This is a genomic window from Fibrobacter sp. (genome assembly GCF_045112255.1).
Classification (GTDB): Bacteria; Fibrobacterota; Fibrobacteria; order Fibrobacterales; family Fibrobacteraceae; genus Fibrobacter.
In genome coordinates, this window is sequence record NZ_JBGUHR010000099.1 from 42,413 (window position 1) to 65,330 (window position 22,918).

At 46.6% G+C, this 22,918-nt stretch carries 14 protein-coding genes; 10 read left to right on the plus strand and 4 right to left on the minus strand.

The window, feature by feature from the left end; genetic code table 11:
* Positions 1-3 precede the first annotated feature (3 nt).
* Both ACJMM9_RS13020 and ACJMM9_RS13025 read right to left on the minus strand, forming a co-directional pair.
* Positions 4-879, minus strand: a complete 876-nt coding sequence (locus tag ACJMM9_RS13020) for a hypothetical protein (RefSeq protein ID WP_405327736.1) — start codon at positions 877-879, stop codon at positions 4-6.
* 71 nt (positions 880-950) lie between these two features.
* The gene (locus ACJMM9_RS13025) at positions 951-3,449 is read right to left on the minus strand and encodes an ABC transporter (RefSeq protein WP_405327738.1); all 2,499 of its coding nucleotides are present in this window, start codon (positions 3,447-3,449) and stop codon (positions 951-953) included.
* A 420-nt stretch (positions 3,450-3,869) separates the two neighbouring features.
* On the opposite strand from ACJMM9_RS13025, the gene ACJMM9_RS13030 reads away from it, so the two are divergent.
* Genes ACJMM9_RS13030 through ACJMM9_RS13040 form a run of 3 tightly spaced genes read left to right on the plus strand, consistent with a single transcriptional unit; the run spans position 3,870 to position 9,524 of the window.
* Complete coding sequence (locus ACJMM9_RS13030; RefSeq protein ID WP_405327741.1) at positions 3,870-7,472, plus strand: esterase/lipase family protein; 3,603 nt, start codon at positions 3,870-3,872, stop codon at positions 7,470-7,472.
* A 1-nt stretch (position 7,473) separates the two neighbouring features.
* Positions 7,474-8,703, plus strand: a complete 1,230-nt coding sequence (locus ACJMM9_RS13035; protein ID WP_405327743.1) for a hypothetical protein — start codon at positions 7,474-7,476, stop codon at positions 8,701-8,703.
* 38 nt (positions 8,704-8,741) lie between these two features.
* On the plus strand, positions 8,742-9,524 hold the full coding sequence (locus tag ACJMM9_RS13040; protein ID WP_405327746.1) for a S41 family peptidase: 783 nt from the start codon (positions 8,742-8,744) through the stop codon (positions 9,522-9,524).
* A gap of 95 nt (positions 9,525-9,619) precedes the next feature.
* On the opposite strand, the gene ACJMM9_RS13045 is transcribed toward ACJMM9_RS13040, so the two are convergent.
* The gene (locus ACJMM9_RS13045) at positions 9,620-10,219 is read right to left on the minus strand and encodes a hypothetical protein (RefSeq protein WP_405327749.1); all 600 of its coding nucleotides are present in this window, start codon (positions 10,217-10,219) and stop codon (positions 9,620-9,622) included.
* Positions 10,216-11,181, minus strand: a complete 966-nt coding sequence (locus tag ACJMM9_RS13050; RefSeq protein WP_405327752.1) for a YihY/virulence factor BrkB family protein — start codon at positions 11,179-11,181, stop codon at positions 10,216-10,218. Before ACJMM9_RS13050 ends, ACJMM9_RS13045 begins: the two co-directional genes overlap by 4 nt.
* A gap of 275 nt (positions 11,182-11,456) precedes the next feature.
* On the opposite strand from ACJMM9_RS13050, the gene ACJMM9_RS13055 reads away from it, so the two are divergent.
* From ACJMM9_RS13055 to ACJMM9_RS13085, 7 genes are all read left to right on the plus strand, one after another.
* Positions 11,457-14,087, plus strand: a complete 2,631-nt coding sequence (locus tag ACJMM9_RS13055; protein ID WP_405327755.1) for a pseudouridine synthase — start codon at positions 11,457-11,459, stop codon at positions 14,085-14,087.
* A gap of 11 nt (positions 14,088-14,098) precedes the next feature.
* Positions 14,099-15,904: a carbohydrate-binding protein gene (locus ACJMM9_RS13060; protein ID WP_405327758.1), complete on the plus strand. Its 1,806-nt coding sequence runs from the start codon at positions 14,099-14,101 to the stop codon at positions 15,902-15,904.
* Between the two features lie 12 nt (positions 15,905-15,916).
* Entirely contained in the window at positions 15,917-17,662 is a 1,746-nt protein-coding gene (locus tag ACJMM9_RS13065) for a GDSL-type esterase/lipase family protein (RefSeq protein WP_405327760.1), read from the plus strand.
* A gap of 169 nt (positions 17,663-17,831) precedes the next feature.
* Positions 17,832-18,803, plus strand: coding sequence for a TIGR02147 family protein (locus ACJMM9_RS13070; protein ID WP_405327763.1), 972 nt, complete (start codon positions 17,832-17,834; stop codon positions 18,801-18,803).
* Positions 18,793-20,484, plus strand: a complete 1,692-nt coding sequence (locus ACJMM9_RS13075) for a right-handed parallel beta-helix repeat-containing protein (protein ID WP_405327766.1) — start codon at positions 18,793-18,795, stop codon at positions 20,482-20,484. The genes ACJMM9_RS13070 and ACJMM9_RS13075 overlap by 11 nt, the downstream gene beginning before the upstream one ends.
* 205 nt (positions 20,485-20,689) lie before the next feature.
* Positions 20,690-21,973, plus strand: coding sequence for a serine hydroxymethyltransferase (gene glyA, locus ACJMM9_RS13080; protein ID WP_173462490.1), 1,284 nt, complete (start codon positions 20,690-20,692; stop codon positions 21,971-21,973).
* A 291-nt stretch (positions 21,974-22,264) separates the two neighbouring features.
* Positions 22,265-22,882: a fibrobacter succinogenes major paralogous domain-containing protein gene (locus ACJMM9_RS13085; RefSeq protein ID WP_405327769.1), complete on the plus strand. Its 618-nt coding sequence runs from the start codon at positions 22,265-22,267 to the stop codon at positions 22,880-22,882.
* Positions 22,883-22,918: the final 36 nt, after the last annotated feature.

Here is a 22,918-nt window from a genome sequence, read left to right on the forward strand (position 1 = left end):
GTGCTACTCCTTTTTTAAACATTCGTCAATTGGATTTTGGATGAACGCTTGATAGTATGGGTTTATCGTAGAAATCCCATCGCATATTTGCGTTTTTGCTAGAATTCCTGTGAAGGTGTCGTTATGGTGTTGCGCCGCGGTGCTGATACAAGTTAGTTCATCGCTAGAAAGTTTTTTTTCATTTTTTACACTATCAATGTATGCTTGTGTATCTTCGAAAACATCAGAATCTCTTGCGTATACAAAATCTGTTTTTTGACAAAGCGGAGATGGTGCTGGAGAAGAAAATTTTGTTTTGTATTCTTCGAATGAATAGAGAAGGCTATCTATTTCGTAATAGTCTTCTTTCCCTGGTTCGAAGTATTTTTTCTCATAGGTGCTATCGTTGGAGCATTTGAATAAATCTATATGTTCGTAACTGACGCAATTTGTTTCGATAAGGAGATTGCCGCCGATTTCCTCAAGCTCCTTTTCGATTTCGTTAAGTTCTTCTAATGAGCGAGTTTCGTTTTGCTCAAGTTCATCTATTAATTGATTTATTTTATGATGCCCCATCATGTCTGAGACGCAAAAACCGGAGTATGATTTTTCTAATTTACACGTGATTGAAGTGTCTCTTGCTAGTTTGTATGGACCGAGCTTTTCGGCACTGGAACTGCTTGGAATTATTTCAAAGGAACTGCTTGAAAAAACTTCTGTAGAACTACTTGGAAATATTTCGGAACTACTCAATGGAATGTCGCTAGAACTGCTTGAAAGCGTCTCACATTCATTGCTGTAGGGGATAGATGGAGAATTTTCGCTGCTTCCGTCGCAACTTGCCCCAAATAGAGCTATTGCAGAGAATAAAATCCTTTTCCAGTGCTTGCGAATGTACATATTTTCTCCTAATCACATACAGTTCTGTTATCTTTAAAATAAAATTTTTTAAAGGGCTAGACAAGTATATTTTATTTTCTCTTCAATTCGACTACGTAATCGGCTGAATCTACAAAGTCTTGAGCATGTTCAATGGCGATGACGGTGTGGCCTGCGTTGCAAAGCCCGTGAATAAGGCCGAGCAATTGCTGGATGTCCTTTTGATGGAGGCCGCGGGCCGGTTCGTCAAAGAGGAATAGCGTATTCGGTGCTTTGGCGCGGGCGAGCGTAATGGAAAGTCGGAGTCGTGCGCGCTCGCCGCCGGAGAGGTGTGCTGTCGTTTGACCGAGACGCAAGTAGTCAAGACCCGTGTCTACGAGCGGTTTTAGCTTTTCGGCGAACGGCTTCATGTTTATAAATAGCTTGTACGCACTGCCGATTTCCAAGTCCAAGATGTCGGCGATGGAGAGCGACTTGAAACGGACTTCCAAGACTTCGTCGCGGAAGCGCTTGCCGAGGCACACGGGGCATTCGGATTCTTCGTAGCCGAGCGGGTCGTAAATGACGCCTTCGCCTTTGCAGTTTTCGCAGCGTCCGCCGGGGGCATGCATGCTGAATTTGGAGGCGGTGTAGCCGCGTACCTTGCTTTCGGGGAGCTTCGCGAATAGGTCGCGGAGCAATGTGGCAAGCCCGATGGCGCTCAAGACGGTGCTGCGTTTGCTCCCGTGAAAATCGCCAGTCGTGAGGATGGAAAGTGCGTCGATGCCGAGCTTTTTGAATTCTTCTGCTTTTGCGCGCTTGGCGATGTTTTCAAAAAGCAGTGTCGATTTTCCGCTGCCGCTTTGACCGGTGATCACGCTAAACTTGTTGATGGGGAAGGCTGCATTTACCGGCGCCATGTCAAACTTCGCGAAGTTCTCGACGAGGATTGCCGTGTCATCCTCCGAGCGGGAATCTCCTCTTTCGTCTCTCGTCTTTCGTCTTTCGTCTAATTCCCGAATCCATTTCCCCGTGGGCGATCCTGGATTTTCAAGCACTTCGTCGCGAGTGCCCTGGAATAAAATCTCGCCGCCTTTTTCGCCTGCGCCAGGTCCCATTTCAATGATGTAATCGGCGCGTTTGATGATTTGTGGATTATGCTCGATGAGCACGAGCGTGTTACCGCGCTTGCGGATTTTTTCGAGGACCTTCCAGAGGGCTGCAACGTCGCTGGCGTGAAGACCGCTGGCGGGTTCGTCAAGTGCGATCAAAAGACCGTTCAAGTGCCCAGTGCTGAGACTTGCGAGCTTGAGTCTTTGTAGCTCGCCTCCCGAAAGTGTTTGCCCTGCGCGCCCTGGCGTGAGGTAACCAATGCCCAAATCGTTGATGGCTTCAATGCGGTCTAGGAGCGAATTGAATGTCGCCTTCAGATTTTGCCCGACTTTGTTGTCAAAAATTTTGTGCAAAAGTTCTGGCAATTCCGCAAATCCCGTCATGAGAATTTGCTTGTAACTAACGTCATCTATAGTTGCGTTCAAGTACGTTTTCTTGAGGCGGAGGCCGTTGCAATGTGGACACTCTGTGTTTTCGTCCTCGTCACTTTCTACATCAGATTCGGCGCGATTTTTGCGGCTGTTTCCTTTATCGTTTGTTGCGGAGACTTCCTGAACGATTCCCGTGCCGTCACAGTATTCGCAGACGCTTGCGCGGTTGTATGGCGAGAATGCCCGCGCATCCAGGCTCGCGATAGTTTCTTGCATGTCGCTTGCTTGGTGCTGCTCGTCGCCAGCGTTCGGGCAGCACGGCTTTGTGCTGTAGAACTTGCGTTCGCCTGCAATGTCAAGTGTGATGGCGGAATGCGTCAGCTTTAAAGTTCCGTCAACGGCTTCGGCGATTCGTGTACGCGTATTTTCACGGACGATGATTCTATCGACGATGATGTAGAATTCCTTGGGCGTCAAGACTTTTTCGCCAGGGAGCAAGTCTGCAAGCGAATACATGGTGCCATCGGCAATTGCGCGTGTAAAACCTTGTGCTAAAAACACCGCCGAAAGCTTGTCCAACGTCGTGCGTTTTTTGTCATTCCCGGCTGCATTTATGTCACCCCGCACTTGTTGCGGGGTCGCCATTTCAGTATTTCCCGTTTCGATCTTCGCCAAAAACTGTAGCTTTGTTCCGACAGGCATTCCCGCAATTTCGCGAATGATCTCTTCGCGGCTCTGGCTCACCATCGGAGCGCCGCAAATAGGGCAGGCGGGTTTTGCAAATGCCGCAAACAATGTGCGCAAAGCATTGTCGCATTCGGCAATCGAAAGTGCAGAGGCTTTTGCGGGCGCTTCTCCGCGTGTGGCGGCAATCGCCAAACTAGCCGGGAGTCCTTCGGCGCTGTCGAGCGGGATGCTTCGCTTGCCACCGAGCAAGTCCGCTGCAAAAGGTGAGAGTGTCTCGAGATAACGTCGCTTGCTTTCGCCGTGGAGCGTGTCCATTACGAGTGTCGATTTTCCGCAACCCGACGGTCCGCATACAACCGTAATTTTCCCCAGCGGAAACTGGGCGTTGACATTCTTTAAATTATGGAGTCTGCAACCGCGAATCGAAATGTAATTAAGCATCGATTAAAAGATAATTAATATTGCTTCGGTGTATAAGTAATTACCTTTAACGATTGGGTTTTAGATTGCATAATAGATGTCATTCTTAGGAGTGGGGTGGGAGTAAAGGTTGTCTTTTTTTTTTTGCTGCCTTATATTTTTTTTATTTGAATTCTATGATTGATGTAGCTTTTTTTATTTTAGTTGTGCTTTTGATTTGTTTGTTTTAAATATTTTATTTGTGAAATAATTTATATAATGTTAATATCAATTTTATTTGAAAATAATAAAATTTATTTATAATAATATATTGACATCATAAAAGAATGTTTCTATATTTATGTTATTCTATCCCGTTTTAACGGGCTGATTTTTAGGAGTGTGCTAGAATGCATAATTTGGTTTTGAAAAAAAAAACTGCTTAGGACTGTTGTCTCCGCGTTGCTGGTTCTTGCTGGATTAAGTGTTGCGGATGATTTGGAAAAATGGGATTTTGCCGTAGCTGAAATAGTGCCGGGACCCGGTAATTTAGATGAGCCTGCTTGGAAAAAAGAAATTATAAGACCGGGCGTAAAGGCTACTGAGGATTTAATTGTCGCATACGATGAAAATAATTACCGTCCACACGGTTATTGTCAAGACATCGTTAATGCAACAGGAGATAATTTTAAAGACGGCGTTTTTCGTGTTGAATCTTTAGTTGGACAGCTTAAAAAGGAAGTGGAAAAACATGGCCCTTCTGTGGGCGGCATCATTCCCATATACCCATTCAGTATATGGCATTGGATGGCTCATTATACTATGGACTATACTGTAACTTGTGGAAATAAAATTACATACAAAGGTACTTTTAAATGGCGAGTAGAGTTGTTGAATTGTCAAGTGGGTTGCTCTGATGAAGATGATCATGATATGAGGCCTCATGATTTGGATGTTGACACATATAATTATACAACGAATGCCTTTACGTCTTTTCCTGAAGCCGAGGAACGTGGAAAAAATGTTGTGCCCATAAAGGACTTGATTACGGCATGGAATGAAAGACAAGTTGAATTTCCTGCGTGGACCTATACCGGTGAACCAGGAAAGACTCTTACTCATCCAGTTTTGTTTGTACATGGTTTAAATAGTGATTATGAAATATGGGGTGTAAAATCAAATGCACCAAAGCCATGCGATGGATGCGAAAAAAAAGCGCAGCCAGAATTCATGAAAGCTCTTGTAAAATCCTATGAAAACGGATCTGCACCAGATATTCTTGCAAGAACATACAATATTCCTAATACCGGTGATGCAATCAATAAAAACGGTATTTATTTCTACCAAACGCCTGGTGAATATGATAAGGACGGAAATTGGATAGAAGCAAGGCCCTCTTGGGATGCAACACCATCCCAATCCAAGAGATTATACGAAAGAATTAAAGAGGTTCTGAATGATTTTTATGGATCAAAGGATATTGACTGGACGACTAATGAAAAAACTTATATCGACTTGATTGGACATAGTCAAGGCGGCCTTACTATTAGAGAAATGTTTCGTGGTTTGAAAATAGACCCAGGGGAAGATGGTACAGGAACAGCAAATGCAGCAAATCATGTCCGTAAAGTTATTACCGTAGATACTCCTCATTTTGGTTCAGAATTGGCTACGGAAAATCCTGATGATATTTCAGAAGAATTTTCTGGTTTGAAAAAGATTGTTAAAGATTTAGATGCTTCTAAAACAGCAAATCCTCCAGAACATGAACTTGTTAAAGCAGAATTAGACATAGACTGGCTAGAATATATTTCAGCTGCAACAGAAGATGCAAAAAATCATAATAAATATTATTGTAAAAATTTTTCCATTAATGGTATTAACGCATGTAACGTGCTTGGCTGGTTTGGAGGGACATTTATTTATCTTTTTGATAAAAGTTATTTAACGATTAAGGGACCTTATATAGGTAAATATGTTGCAACAGTGTCTCTTGAAGGTCCGCATGATGATCCTAATGCTAAAACCATAGTAATTGATAAGCTCGAACCAGTTGCAGAAGATCTTTATTATTCTCGCCATAATGGAATTCATTTGGACCCTACAAAACAATTTATGAGCAATCTTAATAAGGTGATTAATGGAAAGCCTCCTTACCCAGAAAAGCCAAATGGAGAACTAGTTAATATGTTACCATTGTATTCTCCGAAATCAACACAAGTTCTCTCTTCATTACTAGGTTCTGTTTCTTATACTGCAGAAAAATTGTGCGAAGATTATGATGACGATGCAAGTGGGTGCTTTGTTATTGGTAAATATTTTAATGATGTTGTTGTTAATATGAGTAAGGAGGAAGGCTTTGATATTAGTAAAGCTTCTATAAAAACAGTAAATTCTGAATTGTGGAAAGCTCTTGTTGAAATTCAAGACACTTGGTTCGGTCAGAGTGATGCTCTTGTAACGGAATATAGCCAAAAGTTTGTTGATCAAAATTTACGTCTTTCTCCCGAAAATATAGCCGCATTCACTAAACCTAGACGATTTGTTTTCCATGATGCAATGGCTCCTTGGGAAGATATTCTTCATGGTCCCTTTAGCTCAGCGGAACTAAATATCAACATCGCGGGAGCTACGATGCAGGGACTTGATATTGTATGTGCATTGGATCTGCATTGTGACGATGTAGCACATAATGATGCCTCGAAAATTATTTACCTCAATATGGGAACAGTTGATTTTGTAGGGGACTTTGATGTAGCTCCGATTTTCATGAACCAAGGTACCCAAGAAATCAAGGTTAGTGACGCAACTTACGCCCTTACTGCAAGTTATATTCCAGGTACAGGTTCTGTAGTTCGCTTTACAGATGAAAATGGAGTAGAACACCAAGAAACGTTGTTTGATGGTTCTGTAGCAACCAGCCCTTCTATTAAACGTATTGGACAAGTTCTTCATGTTACATTCACCAACCAGTCGGGTAAAACTTTTGAAAAGGACTATCAGCTATCCAATTTGTCCGCAACAACTACTTTTGCAGTTGTTGTTGGAGCAGGTGAAGTTGCTCCCAGTGTAGTAATGGCTAAAGGTACTGCTGCAAATCCCTCTACACAGACTCCCCCTGTTTCTCCCATCGATAGAGTTACAAAAAATAGTCCTGTGACGGTGTACCATCGTGAGGCGCGAGCACAACATGAAAAGAATACCTCTCGTCCTAGAATTCTTGTTGTAAATGACAGTAAAAAGGATATTGTCGGTTTTAAAGTTGCATATTATTTTACAGCAGATCCAGCACGCAAGCCTGTTGTTGAAGTTGATTATCCTAAGATTCCCGTTTCCTTAGAAAACCTTGGGGGAGATCAATGGAGATTCATCCTTGATGCAAGTGATCAAGTTCTAACTGCGGGTAGCATTCTTCCTAATGTTGAAGGTTGGCAGATTCGTATCCATTATGAAGACTGGACAAACTATAAGTTTGTTAATGATTGGTCAGCAGACCATAATTATGGGATTCCTGCAAAAAACTCAAAGATTGTTGTTTACGACCTAAACGATAATATCATTTGGGGTATAGAACCTAGTGCATATAAGAGTGTTGATGAAAGAATAATCCCACAAGCTACAGCAACCATGACATGGCATGATTCAGCTCCTGATGAAACGAATTATTTAAAACCGGCAGTTACTATCAAGAATACGGGTTCTGTATCTCTCCGGAACTACAAGGCAAAAATTTGGTTCCGTGTGCCCGAAGGTAAGGAACTTTATGTTCCTGCAGATGATTGGTACACACCAAATTCAATTCCATCACTTACCAATATGGGTGAAAATGTATGGGAATTGGTCATGAGCTTCAAAAAGTTCATTCTATACCCAGGTGAATCTGTAAAAGAAGGCGATGTTGGCGTTCATCTGAAAGATTGGAGCACTTTTGACAAAACCGTTTGCGGTATGGCATTGCTTGATGCTGAAGATAATGTTATTTTCGGTAGTGTACCTACAGTTGAACATTGTAAGTCCTTTGATGAACCAGGTCTGTTAACCCCACTTTACACATGGAAGTTCTAATATGAAAAACTTTTTATGTCTTGTGATTGTTTCTATAATCTATGTCGCCTGTACTAAAGAATCTGGCATGATTTCAGAGCCGGCAGAAACTGTGCAAGATGGCTGGGTTTCTGTTTTCACTCCTGATGAGGAGTCTCTCAACACAAGAGGAAGCGGCTTGCAAAAGGTATTGCATTCAGGTTCATGGATTATGGTTGAAGATGCCTGGAGTATCCCTGCAGAAGGAAAACCCGGATATCTTGTGCATGCGCCACGCCTTTTTATATCTACCGTAAATGGAAATCACTGGGATACTCTTTCAGTGCCGTCGAAGGGCTTTGTGCATACGCTTTACTCTGACTCAACCGCATTCTATATTGGAACAACAACGGGTGATGTGTTGAAATATTTGCCGGATAGTAAAGAGTGGATAAAGATAAATGTTCTCGATTCCTCTGACGGTATTGAATATGGTGTCTATGGAATCGCCAAATTTGAAAACAACCTGATTGTTTGCCTGGCAGGATTCAAGGATACTGTCACAAAGGAGGTCAAATCTGTTCTGAGATTGCAGAATGGAGACTCATGGATAGATTTGGAAACACCTCCTATTCATTACGATGACTATACCGCAAAGAAAATTCCCTTGCAATTTCATAAGGGTGTTGAGTGGAATGGAAATTTTTATGCAGCAACGTCTGATGGAGTTTTTGAACTTAAACCTGGATCTAGAACGTGGACACAGCTTCCATTTCCTCCAAAAGTTCAATATACAAAGCTTTATATTGCGAATCCTGTTCAAGATATCCTTGTTCATAAAAACAAGTTGATCATAGCCGATCAATGGAGCTTGTTGGCATATGAATGGGACGATATAAAAAATGATTGGGTTTCCATAGACAGTCTTTTCTTAGATGGTTTTGATAAGGATACTTTGGATTATACAATTCGTGTCAATTCGATTCATGGTAAACACGCACTTGTGTCTGATGGAGTGCACTTATTCACTTTTGGTGATCGATCCTATCCTAAGGTATATATGGGTGATTACGGAGAACCCTATGGTAATATTCCTAAAGGATGGAGAAAGATTGTCGGCGAAATCAACAATGGGAAGCATATTCCGACATCACTTATATATGGAGGTGATGTGATAGACGGTATGCTCTACGCAGCAACCTACAAAGGTTTATATAAAATCCCATTGAAAAATCTAGACCGCATTATCGCTAACGAAAAGGATTTCTTCTGAAAAGATGAATAATCAGATGATTAAAAGGAATTATTATAATGAAGCATAGTTTTGAAAGAATGGTATCTATCGCAGCTGTTGTTGCAACTTCCGCAATTGCAGATGAAACATTTAATGGTATTGGTATTGCAATCACACCAGCTGAAAAAGGTGCTGAGGTTGTGAGTGTTATTCCGGGAACTCCTGCTGCTGATTCAAAGCTACAGAAAGGTGATGTAATTATTTCCGTGAACGGAAATAGTACATATTGTAAAAAGATGGATGTTGTCCAGAATTTGCTACGTGGTGAAAAAAATAAGCCGGTAGAAATTGTTTTTATCAATAATGGCGATACTCTTGAAACTAGTATCCGTCGTGAAAAATTAACTGTAAAAAATCTGAACAACGAAGGCTTCAAGCGAGACGATCTAGAATCTTACGCTAGCACTATTCAATCGGACAAGAAACTTGTTGCAATTATGGACCAGGGGAATGTCCTTGATAATGAAGCTACCGTAAAAGCAACGAAAGTGGACTGCATTTATATAGACAAGGATGTGATTAAGAATCCGCCCCCAGAAACCCAGGGAAAGGAAACTGAAAAGATTAAGGTGAAAGGTGTCGATCGTAACTCTATTACCTTTGAACTGGAATCGGCAGGCGAAGCCGTTGTTACGGTGACTAATTCTAGTGGGGTCGTTGTATCAAGTGTTTGGATTCCCCATGCTGTGAAGGGATTCAATAGAACCTCTTGGGATTCTAGCAATGCTCCTGCTGACCGTTATGTCGTTAGTGTTGAACATCGTGGTTTCACGAAAGGAAAGAGCGTTCTTCTGAAATAATTTGAACGCACTTAACTAGTTTAAAAGTAAAGCAAAGCCCGCGCAGTTCGCTTACTGCCGGGCTTTTCTAATGGCTACTGACCAATGGCCAATGACTATTCCTTAAACGTGAATCTCAGTTCCCCGAACGGAGTGCGGAAATCCTTGTTCTTAAGGTTGTTGGCTTCGATTCCTGCAAACAGCCTGTAGCCGCCGCCTACAGAAACTTCAAGGAGCTTTGTCACGCGGAAGTTGAACTGTGCCGAAAAGTCCGAGACGAAGAACGCGTCTTCGGCTTTGAAACCGTCTTCATCGCCTTTGTCCATAAAGTTGACTTCGCCAAACCCGAGGCTTACGGGGAGGGATATTGAAAATAGCCCATTGCGGAAAACGACGGGTTCAGCAAAAATGCCGAATGCGTGGTAGTCGATCATCTGGGAATGGTGCACTTTCGGGTTCTTCACGTCGCTAAAAATGGAAGAGCTGTATGCGCCCAAGCTGATGTAAGGGTTTAGGGCAACACCGATGCGGAGGTTCATGAAAATCGTTCCGTCGCGGGCAATCAAGGAATTGCCGCCGCTAACGCCTAAAAGAGCGCTCCAGCCTGAGGATTTTTCTTCTTTGGGCTGGTAGTCTCCGGAACCCTGGAGTTCTGCGTGGGAACTTACGGCAAGGGTTAAAGCCATAAGGAGTGATGTCAAAATTTTAGTTTTCATAGTCCGTCCGTATTGCCTTCCCATCTCCAGCTCTTTGTGCTGACGGCTGGCCAGTGGCAAATGGTCCACACGAGACTGTTGCCGCACAAAATGATAGACCAGACGCCAAAGAGCAAGAAGAGGAATAGTGGAATAAATGCTAGTGAACCATAGAAAATGGACATGCGCGTGACCATCGCGGTCTGGATGAGCATCAAGATTTTTACGTAAATGTTGATCGCGAGCCACGAAATCAGTGCCGATAAAAACGATGCCAGAAACAGCTTTTTACGCGTGTAGAGCTTGTGTCCGCTTGGGCGGGCCGGGAGCGCGTAAAACATGAGGAAGATGACCAGGATGACTGCGGCGTGGAATGTTGAAAACCAGAACGCCGAAATTAAAGCCTTGATGACTTCTGGCGAAAAATGGAATCCATCGACGATGATGACCGAAAGCACTTTCTGGACGTGGTTCACGAATCCTGCGAACATCCCGACGACAACGGCGCCGATGAGGAGGAACGGCGTGTAAACCTTGATTTGGCGCACCAGGGTTCTGGAGGTCTTGTTTTCCCAGACCACGTTGAAGTTCGTTTCGAGGCTGCCGAAAGCAAGAATGAATGTCACAAAAAGACCGCCGGCACCGATAAATCCGAGCTTCCGTATGGGAATGTGCTCTGCGTTCTCCACAATGTCCATGATCTGCTCTGTTGGCCAGTCCAGGTTGAGCATGTCGATGACGATGGGGAGGTAATCCGAGATGAAGTTTCCGAATCCGACGGCAAGCGTAATGGATGTGAGCATGATGAGCAGTGGGACAACTGCCACTAGCGTCGTGTATGTCAAAGACGCTGCTCGGGTCATTCCGTGGTAATACAGGAATGATTTGCCCGTGACAACCATGATTTTTACAAATGTTGGAGAACGTGCTGCGATGTGATCGAACAACCATTCCCACGAAAAATTTTTCCACCAATGCGGCATACTCGTATTAAATATAGTTAAAGGAACGACTTACGAGACCTTTTGGCGCGTATCGTTTCGTTTTTTTACGAAAAAGCGGTGTTTTCTGGTTGATTTTTCCTGAAAACTGGTTGTGAAATGTAGACTTTTAATTAATTCTAATTGTGGACTGAAAGTGCAAAAATGTTTGTTTGAAAGATAAAAATATAATATACAATGTGGACTTTTTATTAAAAAATAGATTATATTAAGGTAAATTGATGGTTTGGTTTTTAACATCGTTAGGAGCGTTGTTCATGGGATATAACCGTAATTTTAGGGTGATTTTAGCAAGTTCGCTGTTGGCTGCGGGCTTGGCTGTTCCTTCTTTTGCCGCGCCGCGTCAAATGGAAAACTTGACGCGTGGTCTTGTGGCATCAAATGTGGGCAAGGGTATGCTTGTAAGCTGGCGCTTGCTGGGAACAGATGATCCGGCGACGGAATTCAATCTTTACCGCGATGGAAAAAAGATTGCTTCGGTTGCGAAAAATGCGGGTACGAATTATTTAGATGCTGCTGGCTCAACGACTTCTAAGTACACGGTGGCTGCCGTGGTCGAAGGCAAGGAACAGGCTCAAATTGCTCAGTCGCTCGTTTTGGACAAAACGGTCTCGAATAGCGGAAAATCCTTCCCGTACAAGACTCTCAAGCTTGAAGTTCCTGCGGCGCAGACAATGCCCGATGGCGAAAAGTGCACTTACACACCTAACGACATGAGCGCTGCCGACCTCGATGGCGACGGCGAATATGAACTCATTTTGAAGTGGGATCCGTCTAATGCTCACGATAACTCGCAAACGGGTTATACGGGTACGGTGTTCATTGATGCGTACAAGCTCGATGGCACACGCCTTTGGCGCATTGACCTGGGCAAGAACATCCGCGCGGGCGCCCACTATACGCAGTTCCAGGTTTTTGACTACGATGGCGACGGCAAGGCCGAAATGATCGTGAAGACTGCCGACGGTACGATTGACGGTACGGGCAAGGCGATTGGCGATAAGTCCAAGGACTATCGCGATGCTAGTGGCTTGGTTCTCAAGGGTCCTGAGTATTTGACAGTTTTCCGTGGTTCTGATGGTGCTGCCATAACGTCGATCGAGTACACGCCGAGTCGCGATATCAACCAGCATGTAAAGGGTAAAGACGCCAAGGGCTACTGGGGCGATAATTACGGTAACCGCTGTGAACGTTACATTGCGGCGACCGCTTACCTCGATGGTGTGCATCCGAGTGCTATTTTCATTCGCGGTTATTACAGCTCCTCTTACGTGGTCGCATATGACTTTGATGGTAAGAGCCTAAAGCAGCGCTGGTATCATAAGTCTGAGGATCCGGGCAAGGGTCTTTATGCGCAGGGCAACCACAACATTGCCGTGGGCGATATCGATGGCGATGGCTACGACGAAATCGTGTTTGGCGGTGCAACGCTGAATCACGATGGTACGCTTCGCTTCAGTACGCAGCTCGGCCATGGCGATGCTGGCCATTTGGGCGATTTGGATCCGGACCATCCGGGCTTGGAATTCTGGGATGTGCACGAGCACAAGGATGCCCAGTACACCGAAGAAATGCGCGGTGCCGACGGCAAGGTCTATTGGGGCACTCCGCAGCCGAATCCGGGCGTGGACAACGGCCGTGGCATGGCGGCAGACATTGACTCCGAATACCGCGGTTACGAAGTCTGGTCGTCTAAGGGCGGCGGCATGAAGACGGCCTCTGGCAAGTCGATCGGTTCTCCGGCTGTTTCTACGAACTTCCGCATTTACTTTGACGGTGATGAATACGATGAACTCTTGGATGGTGCTTACTTGACCAAGTTCAATTCGACTACTAAGAAATCCGAGGTCTATTTTGATGGCGGGGCCGCTCTCGGCGCTGCTGGTTGCAACGGCACGAAGAATACTCCGAGTCTCGTTGCAGACCTCTTTGGCGACTGGCGCGAAGAACTCGTGGTGCGTTCCGAGAAGGATCCGACGACGATGTACATCATTTCGACTCCGGTCGAAAGCAAACACCGCGTCTATACGCTGATGCATGATGCAACCTACCGCGTGTCTATTGCTTGGCAGAATACGGCTTATAACCAGCCGCCTCATGTGGGCTACTACATGCCGGACATGGTCAAGTCGCTCAAACAGCCCGATATCTACGTTGTTGGCGAAAGTGTTGAAATCCCGGTTGATACGACTCCTGTCGTGAACGACGGCAAGTCGACGATGGATGCGTCCAAGCCGAAGGAAGGTGCTGGCTGGACGGAAAAGGATAATGAGGGCTATCTCGAAAATGGCTACTACAATTTCGAAAATACGCTCTCTAGCTATGGCGTCTGGGAAATCTTCTCGCAGAAAGATGCTAGAACGACGCTTACGATTCGTTATGCAAATGGCGGAACGAGCGACCGTAATATGTCTCTCAGCATGAACGGCAAGTCTGCGGGGACGGTGAGCTTCCCGGCTACAGGCTGGACAACGTATAAAGAAGCAAAAATTGATGTGTATTTGAAGGTGGGTGTCAACACGCTCAAGCTCTCTTCGATGACGAGTGACGGTGGCCCGAATGTCGATATGTTCACGTTCGGCATTGATGGCGTGGAACTTTACGATGGTTCACAAGTTGCTCCGCCGATTTCGATTGTGCCGCAGACGTTCATGCCGAATGTCTACAATCCGGTGACGGGAATTCTTAAAACTCGTGAAGCTGGCCTTGCTGAAATTTACGCTTATGATGTGTCTGGCCAGCTGGTTGGCGGAATCTCCCGCAATGTCACCGCAGGTACGTCTGAAGTGAAGTTCGATCGCGAAATGCTCCCGCGTGGTGCGTATATGATGGTTGTGAAGCTGAATGGTCGCGTGATTTCGAAGTCCATGCACAATGCCGCGAAGTAAGAGGATTGAATATGGGAATGTTTAGTAAGGTTTGGCAATGTGCTGTTGCGGCTTCGATGGTTGCAGCTCCGCTTGCAATGGCGAAGGTCACGATTTATTTGTGCGGTGATTCGACCATGCAGGACTGGGCCGACGGTTACTATCCCAAGCAGGGCCAGGGCCAGGATTTCCATTACTGGTTTGACGTGAACAAGGCTACGGTCGTGAACCGTGGCCAGGGCGGCATGGCTGCTGATGGCTATTACGACATGTTCTGGAAGCATGGCTGCTCTGCAGGCAACTGCATTGTGGACAAGCTCCAGGCCGGCGATTATGCCGTAATCCAGTTCGGCATCAATGACGTGAGCAAAAGTGACGAAGCGAAGTTTACGGTCGCGATGAGCACGATGGCTAAGGAAGCTGCCGCAAAGGGGGCTTACCCGATCATCATGAGTCCGATTCGTCGTTGCTATTTTGATTCCCCGACTGCTATCCACAACAGCTATCGTGGCTATCCGGCACGCGCGAAGGCCATTGCGGATTCTCTGAAAATTCCGTTTATCGACATGAGCGAAATGGTCGCAAACTACATGATTTCTGTTGGCGAACGCTATGCTCAACAGTTTATCTTCAACTATGCGACGAGCGGTGAATATTCTAATCTCAAGAGTGACCAGGCCGACCAGGTTCATTTGCAGATGAACGGTGCGAACGCTTTTGGCCGAATCATTACTGAACAGATGCGTGCTCACTCGGATCCGCTTGTGAAAAAGCTTGGTGACTATATGGCGCCCATGTACCAGGTGAGTGTGAAAGTCTCGCCGGAAGGTGCTGCCGAAGCGACATCGATTAACGCCTATTATCCGCAGGGCATGACTGTAATGCTCAAGACCATCCCGAAGTCTGGCAAAAAGTTCTTGGGCTGGTATGACGGCAATGGCAACAAGGTCAGCGGACAGGCTGTTTCTACCGTGAAATCGCAGTATATCTATACGTTCACGATGAAGGGGGCGGCAACGCAGTACACTGCTGTTTACGAGGGTGGCACGGCGCAGAAGTATGATGGCGATGGCAAGGCGTTGACTGCTTTCCCGACGACGACTCCGAAGAACCTTGATGACGTGACTTTTGTGCCGTTTACGCCTATCGATGGCAGCAAAGAAGATAGTGTGAAGGTTGATAAAAATATCAAGAAGTTCTTCGATGCCTATACTCCTGATGTGGCGGGAATAGGATGGTCCCAGAATGAATGGACCGGATTTACGGGCGAGGGATACTACAATCTGGATAACACTAAGGAATCTTTTGCCGGTTACAAGATGAAGTTCCCCGGAGCGGGTTACGTGACGCTTGGTGTTCGCTATGCTAATGGCGGCACGAGTGACCGTATGTTTAATGCATACCTCGATCACGATTATTATGTGAGTGCGCCTCCGACTGGCGGCTGGGATAAGTGGGATACCGCCTATGTAGTGATGGATGCTCCACAAGGTGAAGCTCTTCTCAAGTTCATGTCGCTTACGTCCGATGGTGCACCGAATCTTGATGCGTTTGGCTTTAATCTGGATGGCGTTTGCCGTGTGGGCGCAGACTGTGCAACGATTTCATTGCATGTTGATGCCGCTCGTGTGGAACCTCGGATTCGAGGAAATATGCTTTCGCTTACAGAACGTGCAAACGTAAGCGTTTTCGATATGAACGGAAGTTTCGTTGTGCGTAAATCTGTTGATGCTGGTGAAGTTGACTTGTCTTCGCTTGTCCGTGCAAATGGACTCTACCGCGTGATGGTCCAGCAGGGAAGTAGAAAACTTGTCGCAACTTGGGCGAAGGTCAAATAAGTGCAATTTGCTATGAATAAGTTTATTAAATTCTTTTTTGCCGCCGCTGTTTTTGCGGGTGTCGCTGTGAGCGATTCCACGAGCTTCACGATTCATGTCGTGGGCGATTCCACGGTCTGTACTTACAAGGATAACGCTTACCCGCAGACGGGCTGGGGACAGGTCATTGGCTATTTCTTCGACGGTGCGCGTGTCAAGGTGAACAACGCTGCTATCGGAGGGCGCAGTTCTAGAACGTTCATTGAAGAAGGTCGCTTGGACGGCGTGATTGCCGCTGCGCAAAAGGGCGATTATCTCTTTGTGCAGTTTGGTCACAATGACCGCGATTACAGCAAGGCCGCTCGCTATGTGGAGCCTTCGCAGTTTCCGGGGTATATCCAGAAATATGTGGATGCAGGTCAAAAGAAGGGCATGAATGTTGTCCTGATTTCGCCGATGAACTTGAACGGAAGCCGCAACGTGTTCTCGACGGGTAGCAATAATTACGATGCCCGTGGCATGATGCAGACGGTTGCCAAGAACAACAAGATTCCGTTTGTCGATTTGAACATGAAGTCGTACAACACGTACAATACGACGTATAAATCGATGCCGGATTACGTGACGCGTTACTTGTACAAGTCTTTGCAGAAGGGCGAATATCCGAATTACCCCGATGGCGTGAGCGATGGTACAACGCATTTCCAGGAAATGGGTTCGATGGGCCATGCGCAAATGATCTGCGAAGAACTCGAAGAAAATCTCAAGTCCAATACGAATCTCTCTGCCGATGCAAAGGCTGCGCTCACAACGCTTGTGGCGAGCATCAAGAAACGTTACACCATCAAGGTCAAGACGAACCTCTCGAATTACAATGGACTCATTACGCAGACGCAGTATTTCCCGGCGGGTTCCCCGATGACGCTTCGCGTGACGCCGAACGGCCAGACGTTTGAAAAGTGGGTCGATGACGACTGCAACGAAATCTCGAAGAACATGATTTATTACGGCTTCAAGACGAAGGCTCGCGATATCACCTACACGGCGATGTTCAAGGGCGGTTCCGCTTGTACGCCGACATCTCATGGCTCCGAAGATACTTACAGTTCGGGAGCTGGCGAGTCTAGCAGTTCAAGCGGGCCGATTGAAGCAGTCGAACTCGACGAATCGCTTTGTTCGCTTGATGCGGGCACGGATGCCTGGCCTTCTGTGATTGAAACGTATCAGCCGGAGATTGCGGATGGCTTTTCGGAAGACAATCACGAAAACTTTACCGGCAAGGGTTTCTTTAATTTTGACAATTCCGCTTATAGCAAGGCGACGTATTTGGTGACGTCTGACCAGTCGGCTGAAAAGGCCCGCGTGATGATCCGTTATTCTTTTGCAGGGAATGCAAATCGCAACATGAGCGTCACGATTGATAATGGCACATATGATGTCGTGTTCAAACCGACTGCTTCTTGGGATGTCTGGGATACGGTCTATATTGATGATGTCTGGGTGGACGCCTTGGATTTCAAGGTGACTTTCCAGTCCGCTACTGCTGATGGCGGCCCGAATATTGACATGTTTGCGTTTGACATGGCGAATGTTTACCGCACAGGTTGCAAGGCTGCTCGTGAAAAACAGCATGGCTCTGTTTCGATTGTATCGAAAAAGATGGCGACAAAGCCGCGTTCCAAAGGCATCACGGTCAATGCGCTTGGTCAGAAAGTGCAAAATGTGCGCAATCAGTCGGACTTGCGAAACCTTCCCAAAGGCAATTACTTCCGCTATTAGAAATTGGCAAGTTTAAATTGCTGTTTAAGTTGTCATGAACTTTTTGTCGCCCCAGATTTATTCCGGGGCGGCATCCCGCTTTTACAACGTAATGTGGACTTTAAATTTGCAAAACTGTGGACAATAATGTATATTAAGTCTACAGATTCTTCTTACTTCCTACTAGATAATGATCAATATTTTTGAATATCTGAATTACCGCGAATTTTTGAAAGACGCCTACGAAGAGCGCCATGCAAGCGATTGGCGTTTTAGCCATCGTTTTATTGCCGAAAAAGCGGGTTTTGATTCATCGATGTTCAATAAGATTTTGCAGGGCAAGCGCAACTTGACCGACCGGATGGTTGAAGTCTTTGCGAATATTTTTTGTAGTGACGATCGTGAAAAGTCTTACTTTGCGAACATGGTCTCGTTCAACCAGGCAAAAACGCATACGGAAAGCCGCCAGTTTTTGGAGAAGCTTGTGGCGTCCAAGGAATGCAAGGTCGAAAACTTGGCGAAGGACCAGTTTGAATATTTTGACCATTGGTACCATGCGGTTGTTCGTGAGCTTGTGACGTTTTACCCGTATGTGGGGGACGATGCGGCGTTGGGCCTTATGGTGCGCCCGCCGATTTCTGCAAGCCAGGTGAAGTCTTCGATTGCGCTCTTGGAACGCCTTTCGATGATCAAGAAAAATGAGCAGACCGGTTTTTACGAACAAACGCAGGGGCTTGTTTCGAGTGGATTTGAATCGTACAATACGGCGGTGAATGCGTACATCCAGCAGAATCTGGATGTGGCGCAGACGGCGATGGACCGCTTTGAGCGCGATGAACGTAACCTCTCGACGCTTGCGTTTGGATGTGACGAAGCGACTTATAAAGAACTCGTAGAAATGGTGCGCCGGTTCCGCCGGGAAGTCCTTGCGAAAGTAGAATCGTGTCAAAAGCCAAATCGCGTGTTCCAGCTCGGCATGCAGCTTTTCCCGCTTTCGGACCCGTATCCGCCGCCGCAGAGGCGCGGGCGCAAACGCCGTATTCGCGGTGCGGAAATGCAGAACGCATCTCGTGAAGGCGCATCTTGTGAAATTGCAGACGAATCTCGTGCGGATAAGTCTTTCGAACCTGCCGAAGTTCAAGGGGGCGATCATGAAAACTAGCTGGATGACGGTTGCTCAAATGCGTTTGCTCGTGTGGCTTGGTGCTATTGCTTTTGTTTTGACATCGTGCAGTGAAAAAAATGTCGCCGGTGGCACCGAGGCGGAATCGACTATTGCTTTGTATGTTCAGATGGCGGATGGAACGCCTGCTTCTACGGCGCGTGTTCGCATTTTGCCGGATAAGTACCTTTCTAGCGGCCCTGCGGAAAATGCTTGGAACGAAACAGATGAGGATGGGCAAGTCTCGTTTGAAGTCCGTAACGGCCGCTATACCATTGAAGCGCGTAATGTGAGTGAATCTAAAGCTTCGGGCGCCGTGCATTCTGTGGCTCTCGATGCCAAGTCGGATTCCAAGGTCGATACCATTAAGCTTGGCGAGCTTTCGTCTATCGAAGGCTTTGTGCTGCTTGGAACGTCGCCTGTTGTTCGCGTGGCTGGCCTTGACCGCTATGTTGTTCCTGATAGTACGGGGCATTTTGTGATTGACTCGCTTCCGCAGGGGAGTTTCGATGTGCAAATTGGCGACCCGGAAAAAGTCCATTCGACGACGGTGCAATCCAATGCAGGGGACACTTTATTTGTGGATGGCTCCGACACTTCATCGACCGTTAAGGTGGTGAAGTCTAAAACGTCGGCCGCAACGGAATATCCCGAGAGCGACTGGAGCGCCCATGAAGCTTTGCTCAAACAGATTCAGGGATATGCCGCCGGAACGCTTGGCGCAGCAGGCCTTGCGGACAGTGCAGGAAAAATCAACAAGGCCAAAGGTGAAATTTGCGTTGTCACGACAACGGATGATTTGATGGATGTCATTGATTCTTCGAAAGTGGATTCGCTTGGGAACTATGGGACTTCTGTTGCTGTTGCCGCAGGTTCGTTCCGCGAATGTGCCGAGAAAGATGGCGCCGTCTGGATTCTATTTGAAAAGAGCGGTTCGTACAATTTGCAGTCTCCGTTACGCATAAAGTCTAATAAGACTATTGATGGTCGTGGGCGCGATGTCCGCATTACGGGCATGGGCATTTTGACTCAAGAATCCTCAAATCTCATTTTCGAGAATTTGACGTTCACTGCGCCTGCGATTACCGCACGGGATACGTCAAGCCGTCGTGCGCTCTCGATCCACAACCGCACGCATCACGTTTGGGTGGACCATTGCACGTTCGAAGAATATCCGCTTATTGAGGTAGACATCAAGCGTAGCTCGTATGCGGTGACGCTCTCGTGGAACCGCTTTGAAAATGCGCAGACAGGCATTCTCTTTGGGCTTGAACCGGATATTTACGTGGATACCGCTCAGACGCTTACGATGCATCACAACTACTTTGCGAACATGGAGGCTTGCGGTGTGCTTGCACGTCATGGCAAGTTGCATGCTTATAACAACTTCTTCTATGACGTGAAAATGGCGGGGGTTGAATGTTCGGATTCTGCTCAATGCTATGTAGAAAGTAATGTGTTTAATATTGAGAATCCGATTGCAGTCTATCGTCTTGAAAACGAGGATGGTTCGCCGGATGTTGCAACACGCGGTTTTGTTTATGCGCTCGACAACATGTTTAGCCGTGGTGGCGAAAATACACAGGATGCTTTGGTGTTTAAGCCAGAATACAAAGTGACCGTTGATGATGCCGACGCTGAACTTGCCGTTCGTGTGAAAAACGGAGCCGGTCCCCGGTAGAATCTTGCTAAGCCGGGCGTTACGGGCTGGCGTTTGAAGCCCGTAGAGGGGGTGGAGAGTAACAACGTGCGAACCAGGGGGATACATCCCCCTTCCATAAAAAGACTGCACTTTGCTTTAGTTTTAAGAAAAATCTCTCGTCTCTCGTCCCTCGTCTCTCGTCTAAAAAAGCTATATTTGGGACGCGAACTTTAAAGGAGCTATAATGCTTAAATCTACATTGCAACAGACCGATCCGGAAATCTATAACATCATCCAGAAGGAAGCCGAACGCCAGGAATATGGTATCGAACTTATCGCTTCTGAAAACTACACTTCCAAGGCTGTGATGGAAGCCATGGGTTCCGTCCTCACCAACAAGTACAGTGAAGGTTACGTTGGCAAGCGCTACTACGGCGGTAACGAAGTTATCGACGAAATGGAAGCTCTCGCTATCGATCGTTGCAAGAAGCTCTTTGGTTGCGATCACGTGAACATCCAGCCGCTTTCCGGTTCTCCGGCTAACGCTGCTGTTTACTTTGCCGTTCTTAAACCGGGTGACAAGGTCCTCGGCCTCAAGCTTGATCACGGTGGACACCTTTCTCACGGCCATCCGGTGAACTTCTCCGGTATGCTCTACAACTTCGTGCAGTACGAAGTCGATAAGGAAACTGGCCGCATCGACATGGACAAGGTTCGTGAAATTGCTCTCCGCGAAAAGCCGAAGATGATTCTCGCTGGTTTCTCTGCTTACAGCCGTAACCTCGACTGGAAGCGCTTCAAGGAAATCGCTGACGAAGTTGGCGCCCTCACGATGGCTGACATTTCTCACATTGCTGGCCTCATCGCCGGTAAGGCAATCGAATCTCCGGTGCCGTACTTCGACATCGTGACGACCACGACCCACAAGACTCTCCGTGGCCCGCGTTCCGCTATCATCATGTGCAAGGACCGCACCATCCAGAAGATGGTGAAGGGTGAACTCAAGGAAGTTTCCCTCGCCAAGGAAATCGACAAGGGCGTGTTCCCGGGCATGCAGGGTGGTCCGCACGACCACATCAACGCCGGTAAGGCCGTTGCATTCCTCGAAGCTTTGCAGCCGGAATTCCAGACCTATGCCAAGAACGTCATCAAGAACGCTCAGGCTATGTGCGCTGAAATGCAGAAGCTCGGCTACAAGGTCATCAGCGATGGCACCGACAACCACCTCATCGTTGTCGATATGACTTCTAAGGGCGTTTCCGGTAAGGAAGCCGAAGTCGCTATGGAAAAGGTCGGCATCTCCTGCAGCCGTTCTACGATTCCGTTCGATCCGCGCAAGCCGATGGACCCGTCCGGTGTCCGTCTCGGTACTGCTGCAATCACGACTCGTGGCTTCGACGAAGAAGATACCCGCGAAGTGGCTCGCATCATCGACCGCGCTATCCAGGCTAAGGACGACGAAGCTGCTCTCGCCAAGATCCGCGAAGACATCGTCGCTCTCTGCAAGAAGCACCCGCTTTACAAGTAATTTTGCAGAGCAAAATTACTTGAGGTTGTGAGGACGCTCGCATAGCTCGCTTTGAGTAATGAGGACGGCTTTCGGCCTTTGAGTAAAATAATGGCACCTTCGGTGCGAAAAATTAAAAGGCGATCCGATAGAAACGGGTCGCTTTTGTTTTTGTGTCATCCTGAGCCCATTCGGCAAGCTCAGGGTAAACTCCGCAACGTAGTTGCGAAGTCGAAGGATCCAGATCAGAGTTAATCGCCTCGGCATTTCGCCGGGCTTTTTGTATATTCTTAGAATCTTCAAGGATTTTCTATGAATCGTTCTTTTGCCATTTTTGCTTTGCTTGTGTTGTCATTCGCGATAAACGCTTGTGACTCCAATTCTGAGATTGGAACGATGACTGATTCCCGCGATGGTCAAACTTACAGGACGGTGAAAATCGGCAATCAGGAATGGATGGCCGAGAACCTCAATTTCAAAACGGATAGTAGTTGGTGCTACGATGATAATCCTGATAAATGCAAAGAATATGGAAGGCTTTATGCATGGAATGCCTCTATGAAGGCGTGCCCAGTTGGTTGGCATTTGCCTAGTAAGAAAGAGTTTGAAATATTGATTGATGTTGTTGGGGGTGTGGCTACAGCGGGGTTGAAACTTAAGTCTGTGAGTGGATGGTTTGCAGATGACAAAAGAGACGGCAACGGTGAAGACGCCTTTTCTTTTGCTGTTCTTCCTGCTGGCGGGAGGAGTGATGGAGGGGATTATAGTGAAGCGAGGGGGTATATGAGTTTATTTTCTTCGACAGAAGAAAATCCCTATTCTGCGTACGTTTTGACTTTTGGGTTTGATATGGATAATGCTGATATGGGTGGAGGGTATAAGAAAGTTGCCAGTTCTGTCCGTTGCGTCAAGGACTCACAAGCCGAGTGAAGCGGTCGCCAAGTTTACTTGAGCGACCATTTCCGA